Raw genomic sequence first — 16,623 nt, 5'->3', positions numbered from 1 at the left:
TATCTTTAGTCGGACCCTCATGCCAGTGCACGTACTTAGGGAAAAGTACAGCTTAGCGGTTGGGTGTATACGGATACGAATGTCCATACTTTACGAGCACATGCCACAGCTGTTTGAGATGCTGGAAGGTTTCATCCAATGTTCCCCAATCGCTCCATTCGCTTGGATCATGGTGCAGTTGAGCAGCGGCTTTGCCAATAAGGGCTGCATCCAGCATGCCCAGCGAGCCTCCAAACCGTTGATCGATCCGCTTGGCGAGCGGCGGCATGACGGGTCCCCGGAAATCATCCGGAACATCCTGTACGGCAAGGCAGAAGCCTGGATGCCAGGACAAGGTAAGGTCATACCGTTCACATAATGCATGGAGCAAATGCCCGATCGGGGAGTCCTTATAGGATGGATCGGCCACTAGGGCCTCCACATCGCTGGACAAGTCGATGACACCATGGATCTGCGCTTCAATATAATCATCCAAGGAACGACCGACAGGTCCGGAGAAACCGGTATGCGATAAAGGCAGATGAAGAATGCGCTCCAGCATGGACGGAATGTCCACATTCGGGAAACCCAGGGCCGAGCCTGTGGTCTCAACTTGATGCAAGAGTGCAGCGAGAATCGAATCCCATTGACGGATGGTACCCACAAATTCAGGACCTGCATGACTGTCTCCGAATGTAAAGGTGCAGCGGTTCAATAGGTTAGGGGATAGCACCAATAAACAGGAACCGAAGCGGGGAGATGCACCATCGGCATAATTCATGAGATTGAGTGCTCCGTATTTCGGCCGCTCGTCGTTACGCACATCAGGCTGCTGGTAGGCACCGCCAAACAGGAGCCGTTCCCATTGGTCGCGGTCACCGCCCGGGTAGGCGGTTCGGCTTCCATTCGTCACGCTCGTGATGAACTGGTTATGATATATGCCTTCTGTCAAGAGGGATTCGATGACAGCGTGTCCGGTGGGCATTATCCGATCCGGATGGAAATTTAACGTAACACGTGCAGACTTTGCGATATGGGTTAACAGCGAGCCGATCGTTACGGGGTCTTGTTCATGTTTCCGCAAGATTTGTTCCATCATTTCCAAAGCGACTTTTCGTTGGCCCGCCGCTGTTGATTCGACAGAAAGAATCGCTTGTTGCTGCGCTTCAGATAATCGTTCGCTCATACTTGGATTTCCTCCATTCTCTCCATGCTCTCCATACTAGACAACGATCGCTTTAGTTCTCATCATTTCTAGCCCACGGGCAGAGATTCCTCTATTGCTGCTGCAAATTAACGTACTTTAGGCCTCAATCGGATGGATTTACTGGGGAGGAGGATCTGGGAACGATTGCCACTGACCAGCCATCATGCTTTAATGAAACTACATAGAATCTAAGGTGATGGAGGTATTACATATGCAGCCTAATTTCAGCATTCAGGATAAAATCGCAATCGTGACGGGGGCCAGCAAAGGCATCGGTTATGGACTAGCCCAAGCGCTGGCAGCAGCAGGAGCCAAGGTTGCCGTCATGGCACGAAGCAAAGACTCGCTGGATCGATTGGTCGAGGAAATCTCTCAGGCAGGAGGTCAGGCCAAGGCCTATGAGCTGGACGTCCGGAATGTGGAGCAGATCCGAACCGTGTTTGGCCAGGTAGCCAAGGATTTCGGCCGGCTCGATATCGTGGTCAATAACGCGGGTCTGGGAGAGGGGAGGCTTGCGGAAGAAATCACCGAGGATTATTGGGATGAGATGATGAACGTGAATTTGAAGGGTGTATTTTTCTGCTGTCAGGCTGCTGGCCGCATCATGCTGGAGCAGGGGTACGGAAAAATCATTAACGTCAGCTCCCAGGTGAGTGTCGTTGGGATTACGGAAGGGGCTGCCTATTGCGCCTCCAAAGGCGGCGTGAATCAGCTGACAAAGGTGCTGGCGCTGGAGTGGTCCAGCCGTGGCGTGAACATCAATGCCGTCGGTCCTACGTTCATCCATACGCCGGGAACAGCCGAGCGACTGGACTCCCCCGATTTCCGCGACGGCGTCCTGGCACGGATCCCGGCAGGGCGGATCGGTACCATTGGCGATGTGGCTGGAGCCGTTATTTATCTCGCCTCCCCGGCATCAGATCTTGTGACAGGCACTTTGCTGCTTGTGGATGGCGGCTGGACGGCACAATAAGGCTGTGTTCATGGTAGCCCATGATTTTTAACTGGAGGAATACAAAAATGGAATTTCGAACGACGATACAGTTAGGCGGTAAGACGGCAACAGGGTTTCAGGTACCGGATGAAGTTGTGGAAGGTCTCGGTTCGGGCAAAAGACCCCCAGTTACAGTCACCATCGGCAAGCATACCTATCGCAGTACTATCGCCCCTATGGGAGGCGTATTCATGCTGCCGCTTAGCGCAGAGAACCGGCAAGCAGCGGGAGTTGCAGCCGGTGACGAAGTGACCGTTCAGATTGAGCTTGATACCGAGCCACGCGAGATCACGGTACCCGGGGATTTTTCCGCGACGCTGGATCTGAACCCGGTGGCACGACAATACTTCGATAGTTTGTCCTACAGTAATAAACGCCGCTTGGTGCTGTCGATCGAGGGGGCTAAGGCGATGGAAACCCGTCAGCGGCGAATCGATAAGACCATCACGATGCTGAACGAGGGACGTTCACAGTAGAGATAGCCTGGCAATTGAAAAAAGAGTAGAGTAACATGGAGGCGCTTAAAAGGCGCCTCTTTTATACATAAAGGATCATTTAGTGGGCAAGAAAATTATATCTCAAATGTAAAATATATGATATTATTTAGAAATTACCGCCAAGAATCGACATCGTTAACGAATGGTCAATTTAGAAAGTCGGAGGTGCCTTTCCCGGCATGTTGTTTAATTCCTATCCCTTTATTTTTATATTCCTGCCGATCACGGTTATCGTATATTTTGGGTTGAATCGGTTTCGGTATAGCTTGGCAGCCAAGTGCTGGCTGGCACTTTCTTCGTTATTTTTTTACAGCTGGTGGAATATCAGCTACCTTCCTCTTCTTCTCGGTTCGATTGCCTTCAACTATTTCATCGGACGGCTGCTGCAAGCCCGTCAAGTCAACTCCCAAGACGCTTCTTTCTCCCGGCGAGGCGCCAGAGGCATATTAATTTGTGGCATTGCAGGCAATGTGCTGCTGTTAATCTACTATAAATACGCCGATTTCTTTCTCGTTAATATAGGAGCTGCAACAGGGTGGGAAGTATCTCTCCTCAATCTGGCGCTGCCGCTTGGGATCAGCTTCTTTACCTTTACCCAAATCGCATATTTGGTAGATGCCTACAAAGGGAAGGCCAGTGAGTACAATATCGTCAATTATGTGCTGTTTGTGACCTTCTATCCTCATTTGATCGCGGGACCGATCCTGCATCATGGCGAGATGATGCCGCAGTTTGATCGGGTTCGGGGGAAGCTGTGGGATTGGGGAAACGCCGCTAACGGTGTTTTTATATTCTGTGTCGGCTTGTTTAAGAAGGTGGTCATCGCCGATACACTGGCGATCTATGCCAATGCGGGCTTTGACACAGCAGCAGGCTTCGTTGACTCTTGGATCGCTGCTTTGTCGTACACATTTCAACTCTACTTCGACTTCAGCGGTTACACCGACATGGCCATCGGTGCGGCGCTTCTGTTCAATATTCGGCTGCCGCAGAACTTCAATTCACCTTATAAGGCGCTGAACATACAGGATTTCTGGCGGCGCTGGCATATGACCCTCAGCCGTTTTTTGCGGGACTATATTTATATCCCGCTCGGAGGCAATCGCCGGGGTGAAGCGATCATGCTGCGGAACCTGGTGCTGACCTTCCTGATCGGCGGTTTGTGGCACGGTGCCGGCTGGACCTTTCTGTTCTGGGGCCTGCTGCACGGTGTGGGACAAGTCATTCACCGATTCTGGGGGAAGCTCGGCATTGCGATGCCGCGTCTTCTCGCTTGGACGATCACCTTTGTGTTCATTACGGTTACCTGGGTCTTTTTCCGTGCGGAAAGCTGGGCTCAGGCTGTGCGTTTATTGAAGGGAATGAGCGGTTTGTCAGGCATCCACCTCTATTTGAACGATGCCATATTAGAGCCGCTGGCCATCATTGTTGTCATCGCGCCGATTGTGCTGCTCTGCCGGAATTCCTCGGAATTGTCCGTTTCCTTCCGTCCGAATTTTAAGCAAGCCGTCGTATGTGCGGTTCTGTTTGTCATCTCTCTGATGTACATCACCCGTATTAGCGAGTTTCTGTATTTTAATTTCTAGGAAAGGCGGCGTTCAACATGCCAACGACATCAACGGCCACCAAATCGGCGTCTCCCAAGTCGCGCGCTGCCGCTGCTCCTCATTCCGCTCGTATTCATCGGAGGGCAGGGAGAAGGATGCTGATTCAGTTTGCGCTCGCTTCCCTCATTGTTGCACTGCTGGTCGGCTGCATGACATTTGTATTGGATCCCTTTCAGTTCTACCGCAAAGCGACCTGGTACGCTCCGATCTTTACCAGCGAGCAGCGCTACCAGAACCCGGGACTAGCCCGCAATTACCCCTATGATACCATCATCCTCGGTACATCCATGACAGAGAATTTCCTGCCGTCCGAAGTGGGAAAGGCGATGGGAGGCCAAGCGCTAAAGTTATCCATGCGCGGATCGACAGCCGATGAGCAGTACAAGATTGGGTCTCTGGCGCTTCAGACTGGAAAGGTAAAGACCGTTTTGTGGGGACTGGACTATTTTGCGCTGAAGAATCCGGATGAAGGCGCGGACGACTATTTTCCGGAATATCTGTATGACGATATCTGGTGGAATGACTATAAGTACTGGTTCAATTATTCAGCCTATGAAAACTTTGCGAGAGGGATCGTCAAAACACTCATGGGAGGCACTCCCCAAAATATCGAATATCTGTACAACTGGCACAACGAGGTGTCATACGGAAATGATCAAGTGATGAATGCCTATGATCGGGCCCGAAATACGGAATACTATTTCAGCGTGAATGAAGAGCCGATCGAGCAGGTTCAGCATCATTTCAATACATATGTGTTGTCGTTGGTAGAGGCATATCCCGACGTTGAATTTATTGTCTATTACCCACCATACAGCATCCTGCGGCAGAAGCTGTGGCAGGACACGAACCCGGCCCGTTACAGCAATCAACTGGAGATGAAGACCTGGATGTTCCAGCAGCTGAATCATTACGGCAACACGCAAGTATATGATTTTCAGGCCGAAGTGGACTGGACGTATGACTTCTCGCAGTTCAAGGATCTTTCTCATCATTCCCAGGACATAAACTCCCGGATTACTCAAGCGGTGAGCCTGCAGGATGCCCGCTATAAGATGACCCCCGAGAATGCCGCGACCTTCATGGAGCGGTTAACCAAACAGGTGGATACAGTGCTGATAGTCGGGAAGGAAGCCCGAAGCGTGGAGGTACGGATTACCGAAAACGGAGAACCCGTCCATTTTACAAGTCGGAAGATGCCGGATGAGACGGAATTGATGGTACCCGTGAAGGAAGCGGTTAAAGCGCTCGGGTTAACGGCGGCATATAACGCAGGAAAAATAACTTTATCGGGTAAAGGTTCTGTCGCCGAACTATCGGTAGATTCAACGAAAGCTTGGGGGTGGAGCAGCCAAGAGGATCGCAAGAAAGAAGCGGCCGCAGCCGAAATTACGCTTCGGCATGCTCCTTATATCTCGGAGGGCAAGACGATGATGCCCCTCCTGCAAACGGCAGATTTATTGGGGTATCAAGTAGAGGTGAAGAAGCTGGATCAGTATACGTTACAGTTTGTACTCGAGGGTCCTGCATCTTAGAGATATTGTGATGGATAGGCTCCTTCGGTAATAGAAGAACCCGGTCTTGCTATAGGCAAGTTACCGGGTTCTTTGACGATTGTATTGGTTCAGGTTATTTTAATGGAACCTGCTTGGACAATGCTTCAAATTGCTCCAAGTGAGGAGCCACTTTGTTTTGAATGCTCTTGAAATATTGGATCGCGGCGTCATTTTGACGCTGTTCAGCCGCCGAGTTGGCAGGGAAAATCGAAGATTTTTTGTTGATGGTGCCGTTTTTATAATGAACGCTGAACATCGTTCCGGCGGCCCAGGCTTTCTTCATGTTTTGATTGAAGCCCATGATTTCGAGCGATTCCTGGCCTTTCTTGTAGATAAAGTTGTAGTCGGGATCCGCGATGGCATGAGTGACATCGTATCCGCTTTGGAAGGCGCCTGCCTGGAATGTCCCTTTCTGGATCTGATTCCATCGGACGGACCCGTCAGGCAATTTCACCTTATGCGTCAGGATGCCTTCGCCATCCATTTTGTCGTTGCTCCAGCGGCCGGTGTATACCACCTTATGTGTTTCACCGTCTTCTTGGTATTCGTTAATGTATTTACCGTTTCCGGTGCGCTTCCCGTTAATGAATTCGCCGGAATATTGTTTGCCATTTCCCCATTTGATCGTACCGCGTCCATTGGGCTGGCCGTTGGCTGCTTCACCGTAATAGGACGTCCTTTCGGAGATTTGTATCCATTCCTTGGCTGAGGCCGCATCGACGGAAACCGGCAGCGAAGTTAGTGAAGAGACCATAATCGAAGCTGAAAGTGTTAAGGTTACGGATAATGCCGTTATTTTTTTCATGAACATGTAGGCTCCTTCGTTGATATGGTTCTATTATACACTTCTCTGGAAACTTCTTCATTCCCCTATACGTCCTATATAATGGAGGTAAACGATAACGGGGGGAACAGGATATGACACATGAAGAAAACGCCGCAGGCTGGGACGCGATTGATGAGCAGCTGCTGAAACTGTACGGGGAGCAGGAGCCGAAACATTACGGGGCTCTAATTCCCTATGCCCTTGGAGGACCCGATCCGCTGAATGGAATCAGCGCTTATACGTCAAATGCCCCAAGTCCGCATTGGCATATGGTTACTTATGGCTTTAGCGAGCTGTATGACAAGGAATCGGACAATCTGGAGGAGAGCGGTTACGGATTCGAATTGACGTTCAGGCTGGCTAAGGGGGAGGAAGAGGAAGAGCCACCGGCGTGGGCGCTAAATCTGCTTCAGAACATGGGGAGATATGTGTTTAACAGCGGGAATGTTTTTCGCTCGGGAGATTATTTGGATGCCAATGGGCCGATCTGTCTGGGTGCCGATACGCAATTGACAGCACTCGCTTTCACCCTGGATCCCGAGCTGCCGGGGATGGATACGCCGAATGGTCGGGTAGAATTCCTGCAGATGGTTGGCATCACACGTGAAGAACTCGAGGCGATGCAGACATGGAATACGCTTGGCGTATTACAGGCTTGTGCAGATTATATGCCGCAATATATAACGGATCTGGATCGGGATTCGCTCCTGAATGTACCTTCGATTTCGGAAGCCGTTGACCGAGGGACAAAACAAGAGGGCTCCAACACCGGATTTCTCTACGTGAGCCAGCTGGCTTTTGAACCGGGGAAGAAGGGCTGGTTAAGTAAAACTCCGGCTACATTACAAATAGGTGCCAAGCAGGCCGAAATTATCGGGAAGCTGCTTCAGGGCCGAATTCTGAAGGATAAGAAACTGAGCCTTGTAGGTTCGGATGTTCGGGTCGTATTTGAGCCGGGAGAAGAGAGCCGCTGGACTGCGGAGGACGGAGATGTTACCCTGGTTTTGGACGATCGAACCGCGGGTGAATTCTCAAGCCGATTGCTGCCGCAGGTCAGCACCTTCGAGCTTTCTGGCTTGCAAGGAATCCGGATTGAGGTCCTGAAGACGGAAATCAAGGATCAAGAAGGAAATGTTGTACAAGTTATCGGATAGTACGGTGAAAAATAAGAATAACACAGATAGAAACAATTTCCTGTCCATATAAAATAGTTTACAATTTGAGTGATGTCTATATACTTATACTTTAAAGCGGTACATAAACATCATGCTACAGGGAAATGGTTCTGACAAAGGGAGGATTACATTGAAAGCATCTATTAAAGTAGGGATCGTAGGTTATGGAAACTTGGGCAAAGGCGTACAGAAAGCAATCGGGCAAAATCCGGATCTGGAGCTGGTAGCCATCTTCACGCGCAGAGACCCGCAGCAAATGCCGTCCAATTCCGGTGCTCGCTTCGAGCATATATCAGCGGCAGAGCAATACATCGGCAAGATTGACGTTATGATTCTGTGCGGCGGTTCGGCTACGGATTTGCCTGAGCAAACGCCACAGCTTGCCAGCACGTTCAATACGGTAGACAGCTTTGACACACACGCGAAAATCCCTGAGTTTTTCGAGGAAGTCAACAAAGCAGCGATGGGCGGAGGCCGTGTCAGCGTCATTTCGACGGGCTGGGATCCGGGCTTGTTCTCCATGAATCGTCTGCTTGCCGAAGCGATTTTGCCGGAAGGAAAAGATTATACCTTCTGGGGCAAAGGCGTGAGCCAGGGCCACTCGGATGCCATCCGTCGTGTTCCCGGGGTGAAGGCAGGCGTTCAATATACGGTTCCAGTAGAAGAGGTTATCAACCAAATCCGTGCTGGTGAAACACCGGAACTCGCCACGCGCGAGAAGCACCGGAGAGATTGCTTCATCGTAGCGGAAGAAGGTGCGGACCAAGAGCAGATCCGTCAAACGATTGTGTCGATGCCTAACTATTTTGCCGATTACGATACAACCGTAACTTTCATTACGCAAGAAGAGCTTGAGGCTGAGCATGCAGGCATGCCTCATGGCGGATTTGTCATTCGCAGCGGCGTAACCGGAAGCGGAAATAAACAAATTGTTGAATTTGGCCTGAAGCTTGACAGCAACCCGGAATTTACGGCCAGTGTGCTGGTGTCTTATGCAAGAGCTGCCCATCGTTTGAGCAGAGAGGGACAGAAAGGCGCCAAGACGGTGTTTGATATCCCGCTGGGATACTTATCTCCAAAATCGGCCGAAGAGCTCCGTAGCGAGCTTCTATAAGCTGTAAGAAGCCCTACCGCATATGCGGTAGGGCTTCTTTTTGTTTCTTATTTATACGATACCTTGTGCGATCATAGCATCAGCCACTTTGATAAACCCTGCGATGTTGGCACCAGCCACTAGATTGCCGGCTACGCCATACTCCTCTGCAGCATCTACGGCACTGCTGTAGATGTTTTTCATGATCTGATGCAGCTTCGCATCCACTTCTTCAAAGGTCCAAGACATTCTCATGCTGTTCTGGCTCATCTCCAGCGCGGATACGGCAACCCCGCCTGCATTGGCGGCTTTAGCCGGTCCGAACAGCACGCCGTTGTTGATGAACTGCTCAATCGCTTCCAGCGTGGAAGGCATATTGGCTCCCTCACCGATAGCTTTTACACCATTCATGATGAGTGTTTTCGCTGCTTCTTCATCCAGCTCATTCTGCGTGGCGCAAGGAAGTGCGATATCGCATGGAATGGTCCAGATGCCCGTGCAGCCTTCGGTATATTCGGCATGCGGGTGAATCTTGACGTATTCGCTGATCCGCAGGCGATCCCGTTCCTTCAGCAGTTTCACGGTTTCGAGGTTAATTCCGTCCGGATCGTACAGGTACCCGTTGGAATCACTGCAGGCGATGACGTGTGCACCGAGCTGCTGTGCTTTTTCAATCGCGTAGATGGAGACGTTGCCCGAGCCGGACACCACGACGCGGCTGTCTTTGAAGCTAAGGCCTTGCGAAGCCAGCATCTCCTGTACGAAGTAAACGCAACCGTAGCCGGTTGCTTCCGTACGTGCCAGGCTTCCGCCATAGATGACGCCTTTGCCTGTCAGAACGCCGGCCTCATGTCCGCCGCGGATCCGCTTGTATTGGCCGAACATATAACCGATCTCGCGAGCGCCGACACCGATATCGCCAGCAGGCACATCGGAATCAGGTCCGATATGACGGTAAAGCTCGGTCATGAAGCTCTGGGTAAAACGCATGACTTCCTGATCGGACTTGCCTTTCGGATCGAAATCCGAACCGCCCTTGCCGCCGCCGATGGGCTGGCCTGTGAGCGCATTTTTGAAGATTTGTTCAAAACCAAGGAATTTGACGATACCGGCATACACCGAAGGATGGAACCGGATGCCGCCTTTGTACGGACCCAGCGCGCTGTTAAATTGGACACGGAACCCGCGGTTTACTTGGGTTTTGCCTTGATCATCCACCCATGGAATACGGAAGGTGATCATTCGTTCAGGCTCCACAAGGCGTTCCAGAATACCGTGTTCCCGATATTTCGGATGCTGGGCTAAAACAGGGACGAGGGAATCTACAAATTCACGGACGGCTTGATGAAACTCTTGCTCATGCGGATCTCGAGCCACCACTTGGTTATAGATGGATTCCACATAGTCTTTCGCGGCAGTAAGGGGTGAAGAAACAGAAATATTCGTAGTCACTTTTGCGATGCACTCCTTCAAATCGTTAAAGTAGAATTGCGTGATAAATCGTCTGTTTTGCGGGAAAGGTAGCCTGTCTCGGACAATTTGTACTAAAACATTAAAAGTTTGCACTCAGCATTTTTAAGTTAAAAAGAATTGTATAGAATCTTGCCTCGTATTACCAATAAAATGTTTTTTGCGAACTCATTAAATATTTCTATAAAGTTGTCATTTGGTGTAAGTTAATAAGCCATAACTCCGTGTTTCGTGTAGCTAAAATGCAAAAATTAATCCGAATTTGTCATGGGGAAATGCAAATAAAAGGAACTTTGGCTTCAACTTTTTCGGTATGTTTAGCGTCTGAGGTTATGGAAGACTTGGAATCTTATTACAGGAGTTGAGGGCATGAAAAGGTTATCGGCAGCGATGTTTATTTTGGCAATAAGTACCTTGACGGCATGTGCGGATCCGGAGATGGAGCAGGCCCCCGCCCCACCCGTTTCGGACGTGAAGCCGGCGCCTGATATAAAGGATGAGCAGCCCTTGGTGGTCCAGGATGTGGCTGCTTTACAGGAAGGGACCTTCGCTTTTGCCGACGAGACGGGGCATAGACTGTTGGTAGACCCAGATGCGGCTATTCAGGATGAGCAAGCCTCGCTGATTGCCGTGGGACAGGGAGGCTTGATGCTTCCGGTTCAATATGCCGGCTCGCAGCCAGCGACGGAGGAAGATAACGGCAGGCAAACCGCACCGAATTTCAGCCATCAGGCTGGACAACTGTATGAGGTGAGCGAAGGGGCCGCAGAACCGAATGCCACCTATTTTATCATCCCTAAGCGCCATCTTCCTACAGATGCCTTAATGACTATTCAACCAGCAAATCCGGAGGAGATCGATGAACAGGAGCTGCAGGACATCAAGAACAGCAAGGGGAGAGAAGTAGACAAGGCATGGCCCATTGTTCAACTTCCTGATGGGGAGTCCCTCTATCTGGTGCAATTCGTCAGACAGGGTGATGATATGCTGGCAAGCCTGGCGCTGAAACGTGAGAGCGGCTGGTTATATTATGATTATCCGGCGAAGTTTGATCCGAGCTCTACATGGAGAGTGGATGATCAAGGCGAGGTGCGGCCGGAGATGTTCTCATTTCTCTTTGCGGCAAAAACGGAGCTTGGCTTTGTGTTGGGCGTCCAATGGATGGGCTCGGAAGGAGAGAATGTTTCGCTTCTATCCGTGTCGGATGATGCCATTACAGATCTCGGGCTGGCGTATGGAAGATATATGTCTCCCTAATAAACGAAGATGAAGCTGAGTATGATGAAAAAAAGATAAAAAAGATCGAAACCTGCCCAAACGGCTGTTTCGATCTTTTTTCGTATAAAAGGATAAGTCCGCTCTTATTTTGAAATATCAATAAATCCTTCGCCAAACACGTCGCGTACGTCATGGATCGTGACAAAAGCGTTTTTGTCTTCGGCCCGGACGATTTTTTTGAGCATGGAGACTTCCTGTTTACTGATGACGATGTAGAGCACATCTTTGGTCTGACCGGTGTAATATCCATAACCCCGGAGCACAGTCACCCCGCGATCCATAATCTCCGTAACCCGAATTGCGATGCGGTCATGATGGGTCGAGATGATGGTAACGGCCTTTTTGGGATTCAAGCCTTCAATAATGAACTCCATCGCCTTGGTGCCGATATAGAGGATGACCACGGTGAACATCACCTTCTCGATCCCGATTACAAAGACAGACAGTCCGGCCACGATCAGGTCAAAGAACAGCAGGGCATAACTGATATTCCAATCCCAATATTTATTAGCCAGGCGGGCCAATATCACCGTACCCGCCGTTGTGCCACCCACCCGGACGATGAGTCCAATCCCGACGCCGGCAAACAGTCCGGCAAATATGGCATTGATCACCGGCTCATCCGAAGCGATGCTCCAGTTCTCCGTCAAATGAAGGAACAGAGAGTGAAAGGCAACAACGATAATGGTATAGACCGTCGTTTTTTTATCCAGAAGCTTGTAGCCGATAATCAGCAAAATCCCGTTAATCACAATGCCGACCAGCGCCGGGGACCATTTCAGCACATAAAACAGAATGATCGAGATCCCGGTAACGCCGCCTTCGCCAAAATCGTTGGGAATGACAAATAAATTGACGGCCAGCGCAAAAATAAATGCCCCGATGAGCAGCATGATCATATCAAACGCTCTTTTTTTCATACGATATACCTCCATGACTTTCAACAAGCTCACAAAAAAAGCGACTAAAGGAAAAAATCATCCTTTAATCGCTTTATGCAAACACAGGTTGCGCAGCTCTTTTGATATTCTCATTATAATAATCATTACATGGAATGTAAATGATTTTTAATTCACTGAGCGCAGGAGACGACGCAAATGCCTACGTTCTAGCCCTTTCACAAGTGGGGCGTTTTTTATAGGGTTATCGAGAGGACGACGAGAATAGGAGCGCAATATTTCGAAATGGGGCCTGTGATAAAACTAAAAGTGAAAGAAGAAGAGGAGATGATGAGAACATGAATACATTGACGGGAAAAGTTGCTTTGGTTACAGGCTCCAGCCGAGGCATTGGACGTGCCATCGCGATACGATTGGCGAAGGAAGGAGCGTTGGTAGCCGTTCACTATGGCAAGAACCATGAGACCGCGGAAGAGGTCGTGAGCGAGATAACCGAGGCCGGAGGTGAAGCTTTCTTGGTAGGGGCGGATCTTACTTCCATGGATGGAATAAGTGCCCTGTACGGGTCGCTGGATGAGACGTTAAAAGCACGAACCGGTAATACGCAATTCGATATTCTGGTCAACAATGCAGGGATCGGCTTAGTGGAAACCATCGAGGAGACCACGGAGGAAAGCTTTGATGAAGTGATGCGAATGAACGTGAAGTCGCCATTCTTCATGATTCAGCAGGCTCTCCCACGCCTTCGAGACGATGGCCGCATTATCAATTTATCTTCTGCGGTAACCCGAATCTCCTTGCCCAATATTCCTGCGTATACGATGACGAAGGGGGGCATCAATTCGCTGACCCTCTCCCTGTCGAGCCAGCTAGGTTCCCGCGGAATCACGATCAATGCGATACAGCCTGGATTCGTTGCTACTGACATGAATGCCGCCATGCTTCAGGACCCGGCCTCGTTCCAATTCGGAGCCGGCTATTCAATCTTCGGAAGATGGGGTGAGCCTGGGGATATCGCAGATATTGCAGCATTTCTGGCTTCACCGGACAGCCGCTGGATCACCGGTCAATGCATCGATGCCAGTGGAGGATCCCATCTGTAATGACTGCTCCCTCTTTCCGATATTTCCATTATAATGATTGGAGAAGATCCAAGACAGGAAGTACCAGGATGGAGGAAGGCCAAGATGTGGAATATCAATTTTGAGCACCCGTATGACAAACGTTCCGGCGCGACCGGTGAACAAATGGCTCGTTTTGTTAAGGAGTGGAATACGGAGCTGTCTGCCCAAGAAATGGATGGAATCAAGGGAAGACAAGTGAATCCTTTTCACAAAACGTCTCCCTTTTACGATCAATATACGCCGCTCGATCCTGCAGGCTGGAAGCTGCCCCAGAGGAATTTCCCCGCAAGCTATTTGGACTTATTGAAGTATTCCAACGGCGGGGAATTTCAACAGGGAGAACGTCTTTTTCAGTTCTTTAGCACGGATGACCTGAGGGAGATGAACCTGGCTTACGAGCTGCCGGAGTATATGCCGAAGGCGGTGTCGTTTGCGATGGATGGAAGCGGAAACCATTATATGTTCGATATGAGGGAAGAGCCGGTAAACGGAGAATATCCGATTTTGTTTGCGCATTCCGGCAGCTTGGGCTATGAGGACTGCGAGCGGGTTGCGGATTCTTTCCCCGCATTATGCACGGAGACATGGGAGCTATATTAAGCCTGACATAACATAAGAGCCCACGCGTGATGCGTGGGCTTTTGCGTGTAGCGGATGAGGAATGGCGTTGTCCCATGTAACGATGATGATTAGGCCAGAACTTCAACAGTAAACCCGCCCGGGGCTTTAATGTAAAATGTCCATCCGTGGGCTCTTTGTGGCGGCTCGACATCGAACCCATCATCTTTTAGACGCTGATAGAGTTCATTTACCTTCGCTTCGCTTTCCTGAATAAAGCCAATATGAAACGTCTTGGGGTAGTTAACCTCGGTCCCCCGCATTAAGGTCAGCACCATCCCTGGATCGTCAAACATCGCTGCAAACGATTGGCCGCGCTCGCCTCCGATTTTAAGTCCGAAATAGGTTTGCAAAAATTCCTTTGCCGCAGTTACATCAGTGACAGTGAGATTAAGATGGTTCAGTATCATATCGTGCACACTTCCTTTCTGTGGAATGAGTGATTCTTAATTTAAGCGTAGCACATTTAAGCAAGTGGAGAGCTTATGCAGGTTTAGGGCAGGCATGGTCGGCGAAACCCGTCACACAAGTCGAATGTTTTAGATAGGGCTTCGCCATGATTGCTTGGAAGGAGGAAGCGTATAAAATGGATTTAACGTAACAGATGGAGCAAGCATCTGGTATAATAACATCACATTAATTGATAATGATTATCATAATTAAGGAGGTCGTTCCGTGTCACTACCCTCAACGAATAAACTTCCCCCTCATTTTTTTCACGTGCCGATTCGTTTAATGGGATTGGATGAAGAGATTCCGAGCGCCAGCGGGAATCATCAAGAGCAAGGCTATTGCATCATGATCATCCAGGAGGGAGAGGGCCTACTGCATGTGGATGAGCGATCCTATCCGGTTTTCAGAGGAAGCGTATTTGGTTCCGGCAGCCTAACGGAACTCAAGCTGGAATCCATGAGATTAATGCCTTTACGGGGGCTTTACATGGAATATCGATGCTTATGTGTAGATGACAGCACATCTTACGGACTTGAATGTAATGTTCCGATTCATGATATTCCGTCCGAGATTTTACGGATGGCCGGAGAACTTGAGAGCATCTGGGGAGGTGCGGATCACGGGGAGCCTTTTCAGCTGCAGCATCTGTTCATTAAACTGCTGCAAGAGATCCATGCGGAGACGATATCCAGATCATCTTCACAGCAACAATCTTGGGTGGAACAAGCCCAGCAGTATATGGAAGAGAACTACTCTAAAGATCTGACAAGAGAGCAGATGGCTGCTAGGGCGGGTGTTAGTCCGGAGCATTTCTCGCGCAAGTTTCGCAAGCATACCGGACGTACCTTTAATGAATACTTGACCCTGTTTCGAATACGTAAAACGCAAGAACGACTGTTGACCGGGTCGCAAGATTTAAATACGCTGGCGCAGGAAGTAGGGTATAAGGAGGGCTTGTACCTCAGCCGTAAATTCAAGGAAGCTGTAGGCATGTCTCCTACGGCTTATAAACGTAAACCAAAGCGAATCGCCGCATTGAACCTAAACCATACGGCATCCTTGTTGGCGCTTGGGGTTACGCCTGAGATGGGGGTGTATACCCCTTGGCTTCAGCAGACTCCATACAGCAATCATCTGAGTGCAGACCATTGTTTCGACCCGTATGCTCTCGCATTCGATCATTATTATGAGACGATAGCTTCATCCAATCCGGATCTGATTATCAGCTACGATTCGGCAATTGAGAACAAGGCGCTGCTCGCTTTGGCGCCTGTCCTGGATCTGCCGTTCAAGACGATGAGCTGGCGCGAGCAATTCCGCTTCATCGCTTCCGCTATAGATAAAGATGCGGAAGCGGAGGAATGGCTGTCGCGTTACAACGAACGGGTCGATCACTCGAATGAGGTACTCAATGGAGTGCTTGGTAAGCGGGGAAGCGCCGTCGTCTGGGAATTTTGCGCGGATATAGCCTATTGCTTCAGCGGCAGTTTTGGCAGAGGGAGCCAGATTCTATACGACGATATTGGATTTCATCCGCCTGCCGGGCTGGTGGATGAAGGGCTCCATCGCCGCGGATATGTGGAAGCGGCAATCGGCAAGGTCGCTTCTTACGCGGCCGATCATATATTCATAACGTCATTACCTAACCATCCTCACGGTCTGGAGCGCGTCAAAGCATTGTTTAGATCACCGGATTGGCGGCATTTGGATGCGGTACGGGACAATCGAGTTTATGTTCTGAATCAACCGGAATTATTCTTCGGATATGATCCCATCTCCTCGCAAGCACAGCTGCGACAATTAATGAAAGTGCTGACAGGACATCATAAATATGCATGAACGGATAT

General features: G+C 49.9%; 15 protein-coding genes. 10 read left to right on the top strand and 5 right to left on the bottom strand.

Features of this window, described 5'->3' with window-relative positions; genetic code table 11:
* Window positions 1-52: 52 nt before the first annotated feature.
* Window positions 53-1,165, bottom strand: coding sequence for a DUF3626 domain-containing protein (locus AB4124_RS02765; protein WP_441971020.1), 1,113 nt, complete (start codon window positions 1,163-1,165; stop codon window positions 53-55).
* A gap of 232 nt (window positions 1,166-1,397) precedes the next feature.
* Here AB4124_RS02765 and AB4124_RS02760 point away from each other — a divergent pair, with 232 nt between their 5' ends.
* The 4 genes from AB4124_RS02760 to AB4124_RS02745 all read left to right on the top strand — a co-directional run bounded on the left by AB4124_RS02760 (window position 1,398) and on the right by AB4124_RS02745 (window position 5,819).
* A complete protein-coding gene (locus AB4124_RS02760; protein ID WP_441971018.1) occupies window positions 1,398-2,159 on the top strand; it encodes an SDR family NAD(P)-dependent oxidoreductase in 762 nt (253 codons plus the stop codon).
* Between the two features lie 47 nt (window positions 2,160-2,206).
* Window positions 2,207-2,656: a YdeI/OmpD-associated family protein gene (locus tag AB4124_RS02755; protein ID WP_076324399.1), complete on the top strand. Its 450-nt coding sequence runs from the start codon at window positions 2,207-2,209 to the stop codon at window positions 2,654-2,656.
* 200 nt (window positions 2,657-2,856) lie between these two features.
* Window positions 2,857-4,263 (top strand): MBOAT family O-acyltransferase, encoded by a 1,407-nt coding sequence (locus AB4124_RS02750; protein ID WP_441971016.1) that lies wholly within the window; start codon window positions 2,857-2,859, stop codon window positions 4,261-4,263.
* A 17-nt stretch (window positions 4,264-4,280) separates the two neighbouring features.
* Entirely contained in the window at window positions 4,281-5,819 is a 1,539-nt protein-coding gene (locus AB4124_RS02745; RefSeq protein ID WP_441971014.1) for a stalk domain-containing protein, read from the top strand.
* A 94-nt stretch (window positions 5,820-5,913) separates the two neighbouring features.
* On the opposite strand, the gene AB4124_RS02740 is transcribed toward AB4124_RS02745, so the two are convergent.
* A complete protein-coding gene (locus tag AB4124_RS02740; RefSeq protein ID WP_339291615.1) occupies window positions 5,914-6,645 on the bottom strand; it encodes a hypothetical protein in 732 nt (243 codons plus the stop codon).
* A gap of 113 nt (window positions 6,646-6,758) precedes the next feature.
* Here AB4124_RS02740 and AB4124_RS02735 point away from each other — a divergent pair, with 113 nt between their 5' ends.
* Together AB4124_RS02735 and AB4124_RS02730 are read left to right on the top strand one after the other, a co-directional pair.
* On the top strand, window positions 6,759-7,820 hold the full coding sequence (locus AB4124_RS02735) for a suppressor of fused domain protein (RefSeq protein ID WP_430106165.1): 1,062 nt from the start codon (window positions 6,759-6,761) through the stop codon (window positions 7,818-7,820).
* A gap of 151 nt (window positions 7,821-7,971) precedes the next feature.
* A complete protein-coding gene (locus AB4124_RS02730; protein ID WP_441971011.1) occupies window positions 7,972-8,955 on the top strand; it encodes a diaminopimelate dehydrogenase in 984 nt (327 codons plus the stop codon).
* 51 nt (window positions 8,956-9,006) lie between these two features.
* Here the strand turns inward: AB4124_RS02730 and gdhA are convergent, their stop codons facing one another.
* The gene (gene gdhA, locus AB4124_RS02725) at window positions 9,007-10,386 is read right to left on the bottom strand and encodes an NADP-specific glutamate dehydrogenase (RefSeq protein ID WP_441971010.1); all 1,380 of its coding nucleotides are present in this window, start codon (window positions 10,384-10,386) and stop codon (window positions 9,007-9,009) included.
* Window positions 10,387-10,773: 387 nt separating this feature from the next.
* Here gdhA and AB4124_RS02720 point away from each other — a divergent pair, with 387 nt between their 5' ends.
* Window positions 10,774-11,661 carry a hypothetical protein gene (locus AB4124_RS02720; RefSeq protein WP_441971008.1) on the top strand — a complete coding sequence of 296 codons (888 nt, stop codon included), beginning with the start codon at window positions 10,774-10,776 and terminating at the stop codon, window positions 11,659-11,661.
* A gap of 104 nt (window positions 11,662-11,765) precedes the next feature.
* Here the strand turns inward: AB4124_RS02720 and AB4124_RS02715 are convergent, their stop codons facing one another.
* Complete coding sequence (locus tag AB4124_RS02715) at window positions 11,766-12,602, bottom strand: YitT family protein (RefSeq protein WP_076324391.1); 837 nt, start codon at window positions 12,600-12,602, stop codon at window positions 11,766-11,768.
* 317 nt (window positions 12,603-12,919) lie between these two features.
* Here AB4124_RS02715 and AB4124_RS02710 point away from each other — a divergent pair, with 317 nt between their 5' ends.
* Together AB4124_RS02710 and AB4124_RS02705 are read left to right on the top strand one after the other, a co-directional pair.
* On the top strand, window positions 12,920-13,684 hold the full coding sequence (locus AB4124_RS02710; protein ID WP_430106160.1) for an SDR family oxidoreductase: 765 nt from the start codon (window positions 12,920-12,922) through the stop codon (window positions 13,682-13,684).
* 84 nt (window positions 13,685-13,768) lie between these two features.
* Complete coding sequence (locus AB4124_RS02705) at window positions 13,769-14,305, top strand: SMI1/KNR4 family protein (protein ID WP_441971006.1); 537 nt, start codon at window positions 13,769-13,771, stop codon at window positions 14,303-14,305.
* Window positions 14,306-14,394: 89 nt separating this feature from the next.
* Here AB4124_RS02705 and AB4124_RS02700 read toward each other — a convergent pair whose 3' ends face one another.
* Entirely contained in the window at window positions 14,395-14,733 is a 339-nt protein-coding gene (locus tag AB4124_RS02700; protein WP_441971004.1) for a VOC family protein, read from the bottom strand.
* Window positions 14,734-14,998: 265 nt separating this feature from the next.
* On the opposite strand from AB4124_RS02700, the gene AB4124_RS02695 reads away from it, so the two are divergent.
* The gene (locus AB4124_RS02695; protein WP_441971002.1) at window positions 14,999-16,615 is read left to right on the top strand and encodes a helix-turn-helix domain-containing protein; all 1,617 of its coding nucleotides are present in this window, start codon (window positions 14,999-15,001) and stop codon (window positions 16,613-16,615) included.
* Window positions 16,616-16,623: the final 8 nt, after the last annotated feature.

It is taken from the genome of Paenibacillus sp. 2KB_20, from assembly GCF_052115765.1.
Taxonomy (GTDB): Bacteria; Bacillota; Bacilli; order Paenibacillales; family Paenibacillaceae; genus Paenibacillus_AQ.
Note: the sequence above shows the minus strand (reverse complement) of the source record. Positions and strands in the feature narration are given on the sequence as shown.